General features: G+C 70.8%; 16 protein-coding genes. 5 read left to right on the forward strand and 11 right to left on the reverse strand.

Annotation, left to right across the window (positions count from 1 at the left end):
• Positions 1 to 83: 83 nt before the first annotated feature.
• Complete coding sequence (locus tag QFZ27_RS23650) at positions 84 to 944, reverse strand: LysR family transcriptional regulator (protein ID WP_429228922.1); 861 nt, start codon at positions 942 to 944, stop codon at positions 84 to 86.
• Between the two features lie 104 nt (positions 945 to 1,048).
• Between QFZ27_RS23650 and QFZ27_RS23655 the strand changes: the two genes are divergently transcribed.
• The 4 genes from QFZ27_RS23655 (at position 1,049) to QFZ27_RS23670 (ending at position 3,537) form a co-directional block, all read left to right on the forward strand.
• Entirely contained in the window at positions 1,049 to 1,945 is an 897-nt protein-coding gene (locus QFZ27_RS23655; protein WP_429228923.1) for a DMT family transporter, read from the forward strand.
• A 109-nt stretch (positions 1,946 to 2,054) separates the two neighbouring features.
• Positions 2,055 to 2,441, forward strand: a complete 387-nt coding sequence (locus tag QFZ27_RS23660; protein ID WP_429228924.1) for an NADH:ubiquinone oxidoreductase subunit NDUFA12 — start codon at positions 2,055 to 2,057, stop codon at positions 2,439 to 2,441.
• Between the two features lie 23 nt (positions 2,442 to 2,464).
• Positions 2,465 to 3,031: an outer membrane lipid asymmetry maintenance protein MlaD gene (mlaD, locus tag QFZ27_RS23665; protein WP_429228925.1), complete on the forward strand. Its 567-nt coding sequence runs from the start codon at positions 2,465 to 2,467 to the stop codon at positions 3,029 to 3,031.
• A gap of 8 nt (positions 3,032 to 3,039) precedes the next feature.
• The gene (locus tag QFZ27_RS23670; protein WP_429228926.1) at positions 3,040 to 3,537 is read left to right on the forward strand and encodes a DUF2155 domain-containing protein; all 498 of its coding nucleotides are present in this window, start codon (positions 3,040 to 3,042) and stop codon (positions 3,535 to 3,537) included.
• Here QFZ27_RS23670 and QFZ27_RS23675 read toward each other — a convergent pair.
• The 3 genes from QFZ27_RS23675 to aat are packed head-to-tail and all read right to left on the reverse strand — an operon-like array spanning position 3,503 to position 5,525.
• Entirely contained in the window at positions 3,503 to 3,904 is a 402-nt protein-coding gene (locus tag QFZ27_RS23675) for an MAPEG family protein (protein WP_429228927.1), read from the reverse strand. The two genes, QFZ27_RS23670 and QFZ27_RS23675, sit on opposite strands and share 35 nt — an antisense overlap.
• A gap of 59 nt (positions 3,905 to 3,963) precedes the next feature.
• A complete protein-coding gene (locus tag QFZ27_RS23680; RefSeq protein ID WP_429228928.1) occupies positions 3,964 to 4,878 on the reverse strand; it encodes a GNAT family N-acetyltransferase in 915 nt (304 codons plus the stop codon).
• On the reverse strand, positions 4,875 to 5,525 hold the full coding sequence (aat, locus tag QFZ27_RS23685; RefSeq protein ID WP_429228929.1) for a leucyl/phenylalanyl-tRNA--protein transferase: 651 nt from the start codon (positions 5,523 to 5,525) through the stop codon (positions 4,875 to 4,877). Before aat ends, QFZ27_RS23680 begins: the two co-directional genes overlap by 4 nt.
• 294 nt (positions 5,526 to 5,819) lie before the next feature.
• On the opposite strand from aat, the gene trpS reads away from it, so the two are divergent.
• Positions 5,820 to 6,863, forward strand: coding sequence for a tryptophan--tRNA ligase (gene trpS, locus QFZ27_RS23690; RefSeq protein WP_429228930.1), 1,044 nt, complete (start codon positions 5,820 to 5,822; stop codon positions 6,861 to 6,863).
• A gap of 9 nt (positions 6,864 to 6,872) precedes the next feature.
• Here the strand turns inward: trpS and QFZ27_RS23695 are convergent, their stop codons facing one another.
• From QFZ27_RS23695 to aroQ, 7 genes are all read right to left on the reverse strand, one after another.
• Positions 6,873 to 7,787 carry a hypothetical protein gene (locus QFZ27_RS23695; RefSeq protein ID WP_429228931.1) on the reverse strand — a complete coding sequence of 305 codons (915 nt, stop codon included), beginning with the start codon at positions 7,785 to 7,787 and terminating at the stop codon, positions 6,873 to 6,875.
• Positions 7,788 to 7,800: 13 nt separating this feature from the next.
• The gene (locus tag QFZ27_RS23700) at positions 7,801 to 8,718 is read right to left on the reverse strand and encodes a hypothetical protein (protein ID WP_429228932.1); all 918 of its coding nucleotides are present in this window, start codon (positions 8,716 to 8,718) and stop codon (positions 7,801 to 7,803) included.
• Positions 8,719 to 8,748: 30 nt separating this feature from the next.
• Positions 8,749 to 9,597, reverse strand: coding sequence for a hypothetical protein (locus QFZ27_RS23705; RefSeq protein WP_429228933.1), 849 nt, complete (start codon positions 9,595 to 9,597; stop codon positions 8,749 to 8,751).
• 84 nt (positions 9,598 to 9,681) lie between these two features.
• The gene (locus QFZ27_RS23710; RefSeq protein WP_429228934.1) at positions 9,682 to 10,587 is read right to left on the reverse strand and encodes a hypothetical protein; all 906 of its coding nucleotides are present in this window, start codon (positions 10,585 to 10,587) and stop codon (positions 9,682 to 9,684) included.
• A gap of 147 nt (positions 10,588 to 10,734) precedes the next feature.
• Positions 10,735 to 12,072 (reverse strand): acetyl-CoA carboxylase biotin carboxylase subunit, encoded by a 1,338-nt coding sequence (gene accC / locus QFZ27_RS23715; RefSeq protein ID WP_429228935.1) that lies wholly within the window; start codon positions 12,070 to 12,072, stop codon positions 10,735 to 10,737.
• Complete coding sequence (accB, locus tag QFZ27_RS23720; RefSeq protein WP_429228936.1) at positions 12,072 to 12,521, reverse strand: acetyl-CoA carboxylase biotin carboxyl carrier protein; 450 nt, start codon at positions 12,519 to 12,521, stop codon at positions 12,072 to 12,074. Before accB ends, accC begins: the two co-directional genes overlap by 1 nt.
• A 7-nt stretch (positions 12,522 to 12,528) precedes the next feature.
• Entirely contained in the window at positions 12,529 to 12,993 is a 465-nt protein-coding gene (gene aroQ, locus QFZ27_RS23725; protein WP_429228937.1) for a type II 3-dehydroquinate dehydratase, read from the reverse strand.
• Positions 12,994 to 13,076: the final 83 nt, after the last annotated feature.

Below are 13,076 nucleotides of genomic sequence, written 5' to 3' on the forward strand. Positions count from 1 at the left end.
TAAACGCCCCTGTTGCAGTGCAAACCGATTGGGCGGGGGCTGCATCCTGGTTGGGCGCCGGACTATGCTAAGTGTGATTACCATCACACCCTGGCGGCGTGACCCGGCAGGGCCAGGCCGTCGGCCAAATGCTGGGCCAGCAGCTCTCCGGCCGGCGCCAGGCCGGGGGCGCGGTGCAGCCGGATATCGGCCTCGGGCAGCGGTGGCAGGCCGTCGCGGTCGCTCAGGCGCCGCAGCTCCGGCGGCAGCAGCCCGGCTTTGACCACGGTGACGGCCAGGCCCTGGGCGGCGATCGCAGTCACGGCCGCCAGGCTGTGGCTGACGAAGGCGAGGCGCCAGGGCTGGCCGGCGGCGTCGAGCGACGCCATCGCCCAGGCCCGGAACAGGCAGCCCTGCGGATAGAGGGCGAGGGGCAGGGGCGTGCGTTCCTCGACGGCGACGTCGCGCCCCGCGGCCCAGACCGCCTGCTCGCGCCGCAGGAAGGTTCCGCCGCCGTCGCCCGCCGCATGCATCGCCAGCACGAGGTCGAAGCGCTCGCCCAGCCGCGGCAGCATCGGCGTCGTCAGCCCGGTCACCATCTCGACCTGGATGCGCGGATGGGCGGCGGCGAATCCGGCCAAGAGCGGCGGCACCAGCCTTGTGCCGTAGTCCTCCATCACGCCGAGCCGCACCACGCCCTCGACCTGCAGGTCGCGCAGCCGGCCCATCGCCTCGGCCGAGACCGACAGGATGCGGCGGGCATAGCCCAGCAGCACCTCGCCGGCCGGGGTCAGGCGCAGGCCGCGGCGGCTGCGGTCCAGCACCGCGGCGCCGACCGCGCCTTCCAGCCGCTGGATCTGCATGCTGACTGCGGATTGCGTCCGGTTCAGCGCCGCCGCGCCGCGGGTGAAGGAGCCATGATCGGCGACGGCGACGAAGGCGCGCAGCAGGTCCGGGTCGAGCATCCGTCGCTCCATCACAGTTCGTGATTCAGCAGATCATAGCTATGCGCTTCCGTGAAGATGGTAGCCGTTCCTATCCTGCGCTTGCACGGCGGAGGAGGGTGGGGATGGCGCGCGAAGGCATGGGTGTGGCGGCGGCGCTGGCGTCCAGCACGCTCGGCGGCACCTCGGTGGTGGCCACGCGCTTCCTGATGGGCGGGCTGGACCCGGCGACGCTGGGAGTGTTCCGCTTCGGCATCGGCTGCCTGCTGCTGCTGCCGGTGGTGGCGGTGCTGCGCGGGCCCTGGCCGCCGCGGCGCGACTGGCCGGCGGTGGCGCTGCTCGGCCTGCTGTTCTTCGCCACCTTCCCGTTCCTGTTCAACGCCGCCCTGGCCCACACCACCGCCGCCCGCGGGGCGCTGGCGCTGTCGACCCAGCCGCTGCTGACCCTGGCCGCCGGCGCCGCGCTGGGGGTGGAGCGGCTGACCCCGCGCAAGGCGGCCGGCGTGCTGCTGGCGATGGCCGGGGTGGCGCTGGCGCTCGGCGCCGGCCTCGCGGGTGCGCCGCCGGGCGCCTGGCGGGGTGATCTGCTGATGGTCGGGGCGGCGGTATGCGGCACTCTCTATAGTCTGTGGTCGCGGCCTTTCGTCCGGCGGTCCTCGTCCCTGGCCTTCAGCGCGCTCGGCATGGCCGCGGGCGCCGCCGGCCTGGCGGCGCTGGCGCTGGCGACCGGGCCGGCGGCGCTGCCGGCGCTGGATTCGGCGGGCTGGGCCGCGGTGCTGTATCTCGGCGTCATCGGCGGCGCGCTGACCTTCTTCCTCTGGGTCTTCGCCCTCGGCCGCACCACCCCGACCCGGGTGGCGATCTCGGTCACCATCAACCCGGTGGTGGCAGCGCTGCTTGGCATCCTTGCGCTGGGCGAGCCGCTCGGCTGGCCGCTGCTGGCGGGGCTGGCCGCGGTGGCGGCCGGCATCGGGCTGGCGACGACCGACGGCGCCCGATCGTCCGGAGATCGCCTGCCTTGAAATTGCCCCGGGCCGCGGCGGCACGCGGGCTGGACGGACGGGGCCGGCGATGCCATAGTCCGCGCCGTTCGACGGCCGGGGGCCGTCATCCGGCATGTCCTTGGAATCCATGGCCTTCGATCTGACCGAATTCGGGCTCCGCGCCTATCTCCGTTTCGTCACCTGGCGGCGTGGCCAGCTGGTCGGCCAGGACGCCCTCGGCAGCCGCTACTACCGCAGCCGCAAGGTCGCCCAGGGCGGCCGCGAGAGGCGCTGGGTGGTGTTCGACGGCGGCAAGTCCGAGGCGACCCGCGTGCCGCCGGAATGGCATGGCTGGCTGCACCACACCTTCCAGGAGCCGCCGGGCGACACCAGCCCGTTCCGCCGCCCCTGGCAGCAGCCGCCCGAGGCCAACCCGACCGGCACCGGCCACGCCTATCTGCCGCCCGGCCATCCGCTGCGCGGCAGCCATCGCGCCAAGGCGACCGGCGACTACGAGCCCTGGACGCCGACGTGACCGGGCGGGTCTGAGGAACAGCGATGCACAGGAACGTCATCGAGACGGTCATGGGTGCGGTCGTGCTGGCCGTCGCCCTGGTCTTCCTGGGATTCGCCTATACCAGCGCCAATCTCAGCTCGGCCTCCGGCTACACGCTCAAGGCGCAGTTCAACCAGGCCGACGGCGTCGCCGCCGGCACCGATGTGCGGATCGGCGGCGTCAAGGTCGGCACCGTCACCAGCATCACCCTGAACCCGGAGAGCTATCTGGCGGATGTCCTGCTGTCGATCGACCCGTCGGTCAAGCTGTCGCAGGACACCGCTGCGGCGATCAGCAGCGACGGCCTGCTCGGCGGCCGCAGCCTCTCGCTCAGCCCCGGCGGCCGGCCGGACGACCCGAATGGCTGGCTGAAGGACGGCGACACCATCGAATACACCCAGTCGAATCCGAGCCTGGAGCAGCTGCTCGGCCAGGTGATCTTCAGCATCGGCCAGCTCGGCGACAAGGGCAGCGCCGGCGGGGCCGGTACCGGTGGTGGCTCCGCCGCCCCGGCCCAGGGGCAGGCGCCGCAGCAGGGCAAGCCCACCGGCGGCATGTTGGGGAATTGATCCGGACCATGCGCAGCCTTCTCGTGCTTCCCGCGCTCGCGGCGCTGGCCGCCGCGTCCCTCCCGGGCGCCGTCCAGGCCGCGGCCACGATCGACCAGCCGATCGCCGAGCTGCGCGGTCTCGACAAGATCACGGCGCGGACCCAGCCGCTCGAGGCCAAGGTCGGCGAGACGGTGCAGTTCGGCACGCTCGGCATCACCATCCGCGCCTGCCGCAAGGCGCCGCCGGAGGACCCGCCGGAGAGCGCGGCCTTCCTCGAGATCACCGACACCCCGCCCAGCAAGCCGGCGGCCACGGTGTTCAGCGGCTGGATGTTCGCCTCCTCGCCCGGCGTCTCGGCGCTCGACCACCCGGTCTACGACGTCTGGGTGGTCAGCTGCACCGACACCTCGCCGGCCGCCGCGGCGGCACAGCAGGAGGTCGACGAGAACGTGCCGGACGCCTCGCCGCTGCCGCTGCCAGAGATGAAGATCATCCCGCCGGCGCTGCCGCCGGGCCGGCAGTAGCCGCCAGCGCAAACAGGCCGAGCACGCAGAGGAAGCCGAGCGACCAGATGTTCGAGCGCAGGCTCGGCCGGTCGGCGGCATAGGCACCGGTATAGGCCAGCCGGAACAGGATGAAGAGGCCGGCCAGCAAGTCGGCCCAGCCCTGTGGCGCGCCGCGCATCTCGGCGATGATCACCGCTGCGGCGAAGGCCGGGAACGTCTCGAAATGGTTGCGATGCGCCCAGTCCAGCCGCTGTTGCCAGCCGGTCAGCCGCTCCATGTCGCGGCGCGGGGCGTGATTGTCGACCCGCGACGTCACCTTGGCCGGCACCACGGTCAGATAGGGCAGCAGGATGGCCGCCAGGACCATCCACAGGGCGAAGCTCATCACGGCGACTCCGGCAGCGTCTGCCGCATTGTCGCCATGGCCTGCCGGCCGGGAAAGCGCTATCCGGCGGCCGGGAAATCCTTGACGTAGACCGGAATGGTCTCGGCGACCGCGAAGCCGTGGCGGCGGTACAGGGCCAGGGCAGCGTCGTTCACTGCCGCCACGGTCAGCGCGGCGCTGCTGGCCCCGGCCGCGTGCAGCCGGCGCAGGCTCTCGGCCACCAGGATGTCGCCCAGCCCGTCGCCGCGATGCTCCGGATGGCGCCCGATCAGGGCGACGTCGCCCTCGCCGCCCGCCGTCTTGGGCGGATGCACGCGCAGGAAGCCGGCGACGGCGTCGCCGTGCAGGATCAGCCCGTGCTGGTCGGGCATCGCGCGGGCGCGGGCGGCGAAGCTCTCGAAATCCGGCACGCTGGCGCCGGGCACCGGCATCATGGCAGCGCTGACCGCCTCATGCTGGCTGCGCATCGTCGCCTCGGTCGGCGGCGACCAGACCAGGCCCTCCGGCAAAGCCGGCACCGGCGGCGGAGCGGCGTCCAGGGGCCGGCGCATCGCATGCATGCGGTAGGCCTCGCGGAAGCCGCGGGCCTCCAACTCAGGCCCGCGATCCAGGAACAGGTCCTCGGCGTCGACCTCCAGCCGGCCGCGCGGTCCCGCAGCGGTGATCGCCTCGGCCTCCGCCAGCAGGAAGCCGGCGAGGGCGTCGCGGTCGATGCCGGGATGCAGGCAGAGCAGCACGAGATTGGCCGAGTTGGCCGCGTTGACGCAGGCGTCGACCACGGCGGCGATCGCCACCCGGCTCCCCCCGGCGTCGACTGCATCGATGATGCTGCCCGGGCCGGTCACGAGGCGCGACAGGCCCCAGCGCGGATCGAACGGGGTGGTCAGCACCGGATGAGCCTCGATGAAGCCGATCAGCGCGTCGTCGATCGGGCCGTCCGGCACCGACCGGCGGTGCAGGGGCAGGGTGGTCATGGCTCCTCCGGCGGCCGATGCAGCAGCAAGTCCAGCTCCGGCTCCGGGTCGGCGCCGGCCCAGTCCGGCCGCAGCACCAGCGCGGCGTCCAGGCGGCGGCGATACTCGGCGCGCTCGATCTCGACCGTGCCGAAGCGGGCCAGGTGGTCGGTCACGAACTGGGTGTCCAGCAGGGCGAAGCCGGCGGCGCGCAGCCGGGCGACGAGATGGACCAGCGCCACCTTGCTGGCGTCGGTGGCGCGGCTGAACATGCTCTCGCCGAAATAGGCGCCGCCCAGCGCCACGCCGTAGAGGCCGCCGACGAGGGTGTCGCCGTCCCAGCATTCAACGCTGTGGGCGAAGCCGGCCCGGTGCAGCGTGGTGTAGAGGGCGACGATCTCGTCGTTGATCCAGGTGCTTGGCCGGTCGGGCGCGGGCGCGGCGCAGCCGGCGATCACCGCATGGAAGGCGTGGTCGGCGGTGACCTTGAAGCGGCCGGCCTTGACCGTGCGGGCCAGGCGGCGCGGCACATGCACGTGGTCGAGCGGCAGGATGCCCCGTCGCGGCGGGTCGAACCAGTGCAGCTCCGGGCTGTCCGCCGATTCCGCCATCGGGAACAGCCCGGCGGCATAGGCGCGCAGCAGCAGCTGGGGCGTGACTCGGGTCATGGCCGGGATCGGGTCATGGTCCCAGGAATATGGGCGGCGCTCATGTCCCGTCGATAGCGGAGGGCAGGGCCGGCGTCCACCCGTCGCCGTCTTTTCCGCGTGGCCCGATTGTTGTATGGTGCCGACCATGACGAAGCCCGCGACCCTGTTCCGGAATTGGTGGCGCAGCGCCTGATGGCGGCTGCGCGTGCTTCGTCCTGCACCCTGGCCGCTCCGATGGAAGCGGCCTTTTTCATGTCCTGAGACGGCGATCCATCCGAGCGGCTTTTTCCTCTGCTCGAAAGGATTCGTCCCATGTCCGACCTTGCCCTGGCGCATCCACCCGCGCCCGAGATCAGCGAAGCCGATGTCGTGCTGACCGGCGACCGGCCGACCGGGCCGCTGCATCTCGGCCATTACGCCGGCTCGCTGGCCAACCGGCTGCGGCTGCAGCGCCTGTGCCGGCAGTTCGTGCTGATCGCCGACCTGCAGGCCCTGACCGACAACGCCGCCGATCCCGGCCGGGTCAGCCGCAACGTGATTGAGGTGGCGCTCGACTACCTCGCCATCGGCCTCGACCCGGCGCGCAGCGCCATCGTGCTGCAATCGGCGGTGCCGGAGATGGCCGAGCTGGCGATGCTGTACCTCAACCTGGTCACCGTGGCGCGGCTGGAGCGCAACCCGACGGTGCGCGACGAGATCCGCCAGCGCGGCTTCGCCCGCGACCTGCCGGCGGGGTTCCTGTGCTATCCGGTCAGCCAGGCGGCCGATATCACCGCCGTGGCGGCGACGCTGGTGCCGGTCGGGGCCGACCAGGCGCCGATGCTGGAGCAGACGGTGGAGATCGTGCGCACCGTCAACCGGCTGGCCGGCGCCGCGGTGCTGCCGGAGCCGCGCATCCTGCTGTCGACCACGCCGCGGCTGCCGGGGCTGGACGGCCAGGGCAAGGCCAGCAAGTCCGCCGGCAATGCCATCGACCTGCGCGACGATGCCGACACGATCCGCGCCAAGATCCGCCGCATGTACACCGATCCCCAGCATCTCCGGGTCGAGGATCCGGGGAAGGTCGAGGGCAACGTCGTCTTCGCCTATCTCGATGCCTTCGACCCCGATCCGGCGACGGTGGCCGATCTCAAGCGCCGCTACCGCGCCGGCGGCCTGCCGGACATGGCGGTGAAGCGCCGGCTGGAGGAGGTGCTGCAGGCACTGCTGGGCCCGATCCGCGAGCGCAGGGTGCAGCTCGCGCGCGATCCCGGCGAGGTCCGCGCCGTCCTGCGCCGCGGCACGGAAGCGGCGCGGCAGCAGGCGGCGCAGGTTCTGGATTTGGTGCGCGGCGTGTTCGGGCTGGTCCGGCCGTGAGGCCGCGATTCAGTAGCTGGCGGTCAGGTTCAGCCGCTTCGCCAAAGCCAGCAGCTTGGCGGGATCGCCCGACTGCGCCTCCGCCATCTCCGAGAAGGCGAGCGCCGGCTGCGGTGCGATCGACAGCCGGAACGGTCCCCGCGGTTGCGGCATGGATTGGATGAAGCGGCCGATCGCCGCCACCGAATCCTTCGGCACCCCCGCCGTGACCAGGATGGCCAGCTGGGCCATGGCCTGCGCCTTGGCCGCGGCGACCGTGCCCTCAGGGTCGGTCTCGCCGTCCGGCAGCGCCAGCAGCATCGGCAGCAGGGCATAGCCTTCGAACATGCCCTGGTTGTCGAAATCCACGGTCAGGGACTGCAGCGACAGCCCGGCGAGGGCCTTGTCGCCCGGCAGCGTGTCCACGGCGATCTGGTCGAGATCCGGGCCGCGCAGCGCCGCCGTGACGGTGATGTGGCCGATCCGGTCGCCGCGGAAGGTAGCGTCCCGGATGGTCAGGACATCGGCGTCGTAGTCATAGTCATAGTCGAACGAGATTTCGATCGGCCTCTGGACCAGCTTCATCTGATAGGCGGTCGCCGCCGGCATGGCCGGCGCGAAGAAGCGGATGCCCTCGGCGTGGACCGACAGGGTCCGCGGCAACTGGTCGGTGTAGAAGCGCTTGAAGTCGATCCGGTCGACGGTCAGCGATCCCACCATCCAGCCCTGGTACTGGCTGATCGCGATCTGCAGGTCGGTGTAGCGGCAGCCGGTGTCGCCGAGCGGCGTCACGTTCCCGACCGTCGGGTCCTCCGCGGTCGCCTTGCTGATCATCGGGATCAGATCGCGGCAGCGCTGCACCGGATCCGTCGGAACCGGGGCGGCCTGGGCCGGCAGGGCGAGGCCCGCGGCTGCGACGAAGGCGGCGATCCGGATGCGGATCATGGGTCTCTCCGTTTCAGTAGGTCACGGTCAGGTTCAGGCGCCGGAACAGCTCCCCGGGCGTCGCCGCATCTCCGGCCTCCTCGCCGAAGACCAGCGCCGGCATCGGCACTCTCCTGGTCGGCGCCGCCGTCAGCGTGATCGGCCGCGGGGCCGGGAAGCCGCGCACGAAGGCCAGCAGCGACACCATCGACGCGGGGAAATCGCTGCCGGTCATGGCCGCGACCTGGCGCTCGATCACCTGCTGCAGCGCGGCCTTGCGCTCCTCGTTGGGGCCAGGATCCTTCTCCGCCAGGCCCCACGCTGCCGTCGTGAGGATGCGGTCGACAAGGCCGTCGTCGCGGAAGCGCAACGACAGGGCCTCGAGATCGCCGGCGCCGATCAGGGTGTGGATGAGGAACCAGGGGCCGAAGTCGAAGGCGAGGATGTCGGGCCGGACATTGCCGCGCCGGTTGCTGAATGCCACTTCGCCCAGCCCGGGGCCGGACAGCGACAGCGAGGCGACCTCGACCTGCGCGGTCGCGGCATCCCAGCGGTAGTCGAGGGCCGCATCGAGCTTGACCGGGCCGGGGCCGAGCGCCGCCGTCACCGCAGAGTCCTTCAGCCGGACGTCCTTGGCCCGCAGCGAGGCCGCTTCCAGTCGGCGGTCCTGGTAGATCCGGTCGAAGTCCAGCCCGTCGGCCGACAGGCTGCCAACGGTCCAACTGCGGCCGGGGCCGAGATCGATGTGCAACTCAGAGAAGCGGCAGCCATCGGCTCCCAGCGGCTCGACGCCGGCGGCCGCCGGCGTGGCGATCCGGGCCACCGCCGCCGCGATCTCCAGGAGGCCGCGGCAGCGGTCGGCGGAGTCGGCTGGGACCGGCCCGGCTTTTGCCATCGGGGCGAGGCCCGTGACGATGGCCGCAACAGCGGCAGCACGGCGGATGCGGGTCATAGCGGTACCCGTCTCGGCTTAGGGGTGCGGTCAGTAGGTGATGACCAGGTTCAGGCGTTCCATCGTCTGCCGGAGCCTGGGATCGAACGGATCGAGCCAGTTCACCGGGATCGGCATCGCCGGCGCCGCGCTGATCATGATCGGGCGCCGTGGCGAGGGAAGATCTCCGACATAGGCCGTCAGCGCCTCGACCGCCGGCTTGGGGACGCCGAAGCCGGGCCATCTCCCCAGATTCGCCGACATGTCGCTCTTGACGTCATCGACGGCCGCCTGGACGTCCCGTCCCGACGAAGTCTGGCCGAGCAGGAGCATTCCGATGAAGCCTCTGTCGACGGCACGGAGCCGGATCTGGCGCAGCCTAACCGCGTCCTGATCCGCGACGGGCCAGAACCCGCCATGGGCCGGCAGGCTGTAGCCCTCGACCTCGCCGCTCAGAGTGAGCTCGCCGAGGGATGCGCCCCGGAGCGTCAGCTCCCGCAGCGTGAACACTTTGGCCCGGACATCGAGATCGTAGTCGGTGATGAAATCGAAGGGACCGACGCTGGAAGGCATCCCATCGCCCCGGAGCAGGATGTCCTGAACGCGGAGCGTGACCGCATCGGGCAGCCGGCCGTCGTAAATTCGTCCGAAATCGAGGCGTTCGGCCAGGATCAGTCCGATCGAGATCTTTCGCCGGCCGGATTCTCCGGTCACGCCGGTGAACCTGCAGCCGTCGCTGCCGACTGGCTCGATCCGCTCGGCCTTCGTGGCGGCACCGGTCAGGGGCGGGATCGCCTGCAGGATGCCCCGGCACCGCTCCACCGGGCCGGCCGGGACGGGGGCCGCCGCCGCCTGCTGGGCCACCGACAGGGCAGCCGCCACCAGCGCCAGGATCGCCATGGTCTTCATGCCGGTCTCCTGAGACGGTGATGGCCGGGGAGTCGCCGCCCCGGCCATCGCTTCAGATCAGGCCTCGCGTGCCGGTCAGTAGGTGACGGCGACGTTCAGGCTCTTCACCAGGTCCATCGACGCGGCCTCGCCCGGCTTGATCGTGGCCAGCTGCGCCAGCGGCACCGGCGCGACCGGGTCGAGCGAGATGGTCAGCGGTCCCTTCGGCGCCGGGAAGTCCTGGGCGAAGGACATCAGGCTCTTCACCGCGGCCTCGGGCACGCCGATCGCCGACAGCGCCGCCATGCCGAGCACGGCCTGGCTCTTGCCCTGCTCGATCGCGGTCTTCGGGTCCTCGCCCTGGGCGGTCGCGAAGGCGATCACCTTGTCGATGATGCCCTTGTTCTCGAAATGCAGCTTGATCTTGCGCAGCGAGGCCGTGCCCATCAGTTGCATCGGGTCGGCTGCGGCGGCCGGGTTGGTCGCATCGATGCCGTCCAGCGCGCCGTCCAGCGAGATCTCGCCGAGCGCGTCGCCGCTGAGCTGGAACTCGGTCAGCGTGAACTGCTTGGTGGCGGCGTCGAGCGCGTAGTCGAGCGCGACGTCGAACGGCTCTTCGCCGAGAACGGCCTTGACCTCGGGGTTGTCGATCGAGATGCCGGTCGCCTGCGCCGTCAGCGTGTCCGAGGGCTTGCCCTCATAGGCCTTGGCGAAGTCGAGCTTGTCGAAGCTGATCTCTTCGATCGTCACCGTGGTCGGGGTCTTGCCCGCGGCCACCTTGTCGGCCGGCTCGACCATCTTCAGGTCGGTGAACTTGCAGCCGGATTCGCCGAAGGATTCGACCGTGCCGACCTCGGCATTGTGCATCGGCGAGTCGGCCGGGGCGAGGGTCAGCAGGCCCTTGCAGCGCTCGACCGGGTCGGACGGGACCTCGGCCGCGAAGGCCGGGGCGGTGATCAGCGCGACCAGGGCCGCCGCCGTCGAAGCACGAAACACGCTCATATGCATCTCCTCGCATAACGGGGCGGCACCGGACCCGCAGGCCAGCCTGCGACAGCGATCGCATCCCCTCGATCGCCATCCCGGGCGCGGCGCCCGGGACACGGCATATTCTTATTAATGGATTTGGGCTGAATTCAGGCCGCTGCCCTATTTCGCCATCAGCTTCTCGAGCCAGCGGATGTCATAGTCGCCGTTGATGAAGTCCGGCTCGGCGATCAGCCTGGCATGCAGCGGCAGGGTGGTCTTGACCCCGTCGATGACATACTCCTCCAGCGCCCGCCGCAGCCGCATCAGGCATTCGTTGCGGGTGCTGCCGCGCACGATCAGCTTGGCGATCAGGCTGTCGTAATGCGGCGGGATGCGATAGCCGTCATAGATCGCGCTGTCGACCCGCACGCCCAGGCCCCCCGGCGCGTGGTAGCCGTCGATCCGGCCTGGGGAGGGGGTGAAGGTCTCCGGGTCCTCGGCGTTGATCCGGCACTCGATGGCGTGGCCCTGGAAGACGATGTCGTCCTGGGTGTAGCCGAGCGGCGCGCCGGTGGCGACGCGGATCTGCTCGCGCACCAGGTCGATGCCCGAGATCTCCTCGGTGATCGGGTGCTCGACCTGCAGCCGGGTGTTCATCTCGATGAAGTAGAATTCCCCGTCCTGGTACAGGAACTCCATCGTGCCGACGCCGCGATAGCCCAGCTTGCGCGCCGTCTCCGCCGCCAGCCCACCGATGAAGGCGCGCTCCTCGGCGTTCAGGGCGGGCGAGGGGGCCTCCTCGATCACCTTCTGGTGCCGGCGCTGGATCGAGCAGTCGCGCTCGCCGAAATGCACCACGTTGCCGTGGGTGTCGGCCAAGAGCTGGATCTCGATGTGGCGCGGATGATCGAGATACTTCTCGACATAGACGCTGTCGTTGCCGAAGGCGGCACGGGCCTCGTTGCGGGCCATGCTGTAGGCCTCGGGCAGCTCGGCATCGGTCATGGCGACCTTCATGCCCTTGCCGCCGCCGCCCGCCGTGGCCTTGACCAGCACCGGATAGCCCATGCCGCGGGCCAGCGCCTGGGCCTCGTCGACCGTGTCGACGGCGCCGTCGGAGCCGGGCACGACCGGCAGGCCGGCGGCCTTGACCGCGTCCTTGGCGGCGATCTTGTCGCCCATCACCCGGATGTGCTGCGCGGTCGGGCCGATGAAGGCGAAGCCGTGCTCCTCCACCATCTCGGCGAAGCGGGCGTTCTCGGCCAGGAAGCCGATGCCCGGATGGATCGCGTCGCAGCCGGTGATGGTGGCGGCCGAGAGCAGGGCCGGGATGTTCAGGTAGCTGTCGCGCGCCGCCGGCGGGCCGATGCAGACCGCCTCGTCGGCCAAGCGTACGGCCATGGCGTCGCTGTCGGCCGTGGAATGCACGACCACGGTGCGGATGCCCATCTCGCGGCAGGCGCGATGGATGCGCAGCGCGATCTCGCCGCGATTGGCGATGAGGACCTTCTCGAACATCAGTCGATCACGACGAGGGGTTCGGCGAACTCGACCGGCTGGCCGTCCTCGACCAGGATCGCGCTGATGGTGCCGGACCGCGGGCTGCGGATCGGGTTCATCACCTTCATCGCCTCGACGATCAGCAGCGTGGCGCCCTCGGCCACCTTGTCGCCGACCTTGACGAAGGCGGCGGCGCCGGGCTCGGGCGACAGGTAGACGGTGCCGACCATCGGCGAGGTCACGGCGTTCTTCGGCGGGCCGGCCGGGGTGGCGGGCGCGGCCGCCGGCGCGGCGGCAGCGGCGGCCGGGGCGGCCATCGGCGCGGCATAGGTGGTCACCGGCGCGGGCTGGCGGTTCAGCCGGATGCGGCGGTCGCCTTCCGAGAACTCGATCTCGGTCAGGCCCGTCTCGTCCAGGAGCTTGGCCAGGCTGCGGACGAATTCGGGATCGAGGCTGAAGGTGCTCATCTGGTCTTCACCGGTCGGTTTCAAGGAGCCGCGCCATCGCCTGCAGGGCCAGAAGATAGCCATGCACGCCCAGCCCGCACACCACCCCGGTCGCCGCCAGCGAGACATAGGAATGGTGCCGGAACGCATCGCGGCGGAAGATATTGGAGAGATGGACTTCGATCACCGGAAGTTCCGCCGCGTTCAGCGCGTCGAGGATGGCGACCGAGGTGTGGCTGTAGGCGCCGGCATTGACGATGATGCCGTCATGGGCGGTGCGGGCCTCCTGGATCCAGGTGACAAGCTCGCCCTCGTGGTTCGATTGCCGGAAGTCGATTTCGAGCTCGACCTGCTCGGCCTCGTCGGTGCAGGCCTGCTCGATATCGGCCAGCGTGTCGCGGCCATAGATCTCGGGCTGGCGCACGCCCAGCATGTTGAGGTTGGGGCCGTTGAGGATAAGGACCGTCGGCCGGTCCGACTGGATCGCCGTCACGCGTCGCTGCTCCCGGAATCGCTAGGCCGGGCGTATCATAGGCGGTGCGGCTTTCACAAGCATCGTTGCACGAACCTGTAACC

It is taken from the genome of Inquilinus ginsengisoli (assembly GCF_050434925.1).
GTDB classification, from domain to species: domain Bacteria; phylum Pseudomonadota; class Alphaproteobacteria; order DSM-16000; family Inquilinaceae; genus Inquilinus; species Inquilinus ginsengisoli_B.

Excerpts from the sequence above, each read along its gene's own strand:
- QFZ27_RS23650 (WP_429228922.1), bottom strand. The coding sequence starts at position 944 with ATGCTCGACCCGGACCTGCTGCGCGCCTTCGTCGCCGTCGCCGATCAT.
- QFZ27_RS23655 (WP_429228923.1), top strand. The coding sequence starts at position 1,049 with ATGGCGCGCGAAGGCATGGGTGTGGCGGCGGCGCTGGCGTCCAGCACG.
- QFZ27_RS23660 (WP_429228924.1), top strand. The coding sequence starts at position 2,055 with ATGGCCTTCGATCTGACCGAATTCGGGCTCCGCGCCTATCTCCGTTTC.
- mlaD (WP_429228925.1), top strand. The coding sequence starts at position 2,465 with ATGCACAGGAACGTCATCGAGACGGTCATGGGTGCGGTCGTGCTGGCC.
- QFZ27_RS23670 (WP_429228926.1), top strand. The coding sequence starts at position 3,040 with ATGCGCAGCCTTCTCGTGCTTCCCGCGCTCGCGGCGCTGGCCGCCGCG.
- QFZ27_RS23675 (WP_429228927.1), bottom strand. The coding sequence starts at position 3,904 with ATGAGCTTCGCCCTGTGGATGGTCCTGGCGGCCATCCTGCTGCCCTAT.
- QFZ27_RS23680 (WP_429228928.1), bottom strand. The coding sequence starts at position 4,878 with ATGACCACCCTGCCCCTGCACCGCCGGTCGGTGCCGGACGGCCCGATC.
- aat (WP_429228929.1), bottom strand. The coding sequence starts at position 5,525 with ATGACCCGAGTCACGCCCCAGCTGCTGCTGCGCGCCTATGCCGCCGGG.
- trpS (WP_429228930.1), top strand. The coding sequence starts at position 5,820 with ATGTCCGACCTTGCCCTGGCGCATCCACCCGCGCCCGAGATCAGCGAA.
- QFZ27_RS23695 (WP_429228931.1), bottom strand. The coding sequence starts at position 7,787 with ATGATCCGCATCCGGATCGCCGCCTTCGTCGCAGCCGCGGGCCTCGCC.
- QFZ27_RS23700 (WP_429228932.1), bottom strand. The coding sequence starts at position 8,718 with ATGACCCGCATCCGCCGTGCTGCCGCTGTTGCGGCCATCGTCACGGGC.
- QFZ27_RS23705 (WP_429228933.1), bottom strand. The coding sequence starts at position 9,597 with ATGGCGATCCTGGCGCTGGTGGCGGCTGCCCTGTCGGTGGCCCAGCAG.
- QFZ27_RS23710 (WP_429228934.1), bottom strand. The coding sequence starts at position 10,587 with ATGAGCGTGTTTCGTGCTTCGACGGCGGCGGCCCTGGTCGCGCTGATC.
- accC (WP_429228935.1), bottom strand. The coding sequence starts at position 12,072 with ATGTTCGAGAAGGTCCTCATCGCCAATCGCGGCGAGATCGCGCTGCGC.
- accB (WP_429228936.1), bottom strand. The coding sequence starts at position 12,521 with ATGAGCACCTTCAGCCTCGATCCCGAATTCGTCCGCAGCCTGGCCAAG.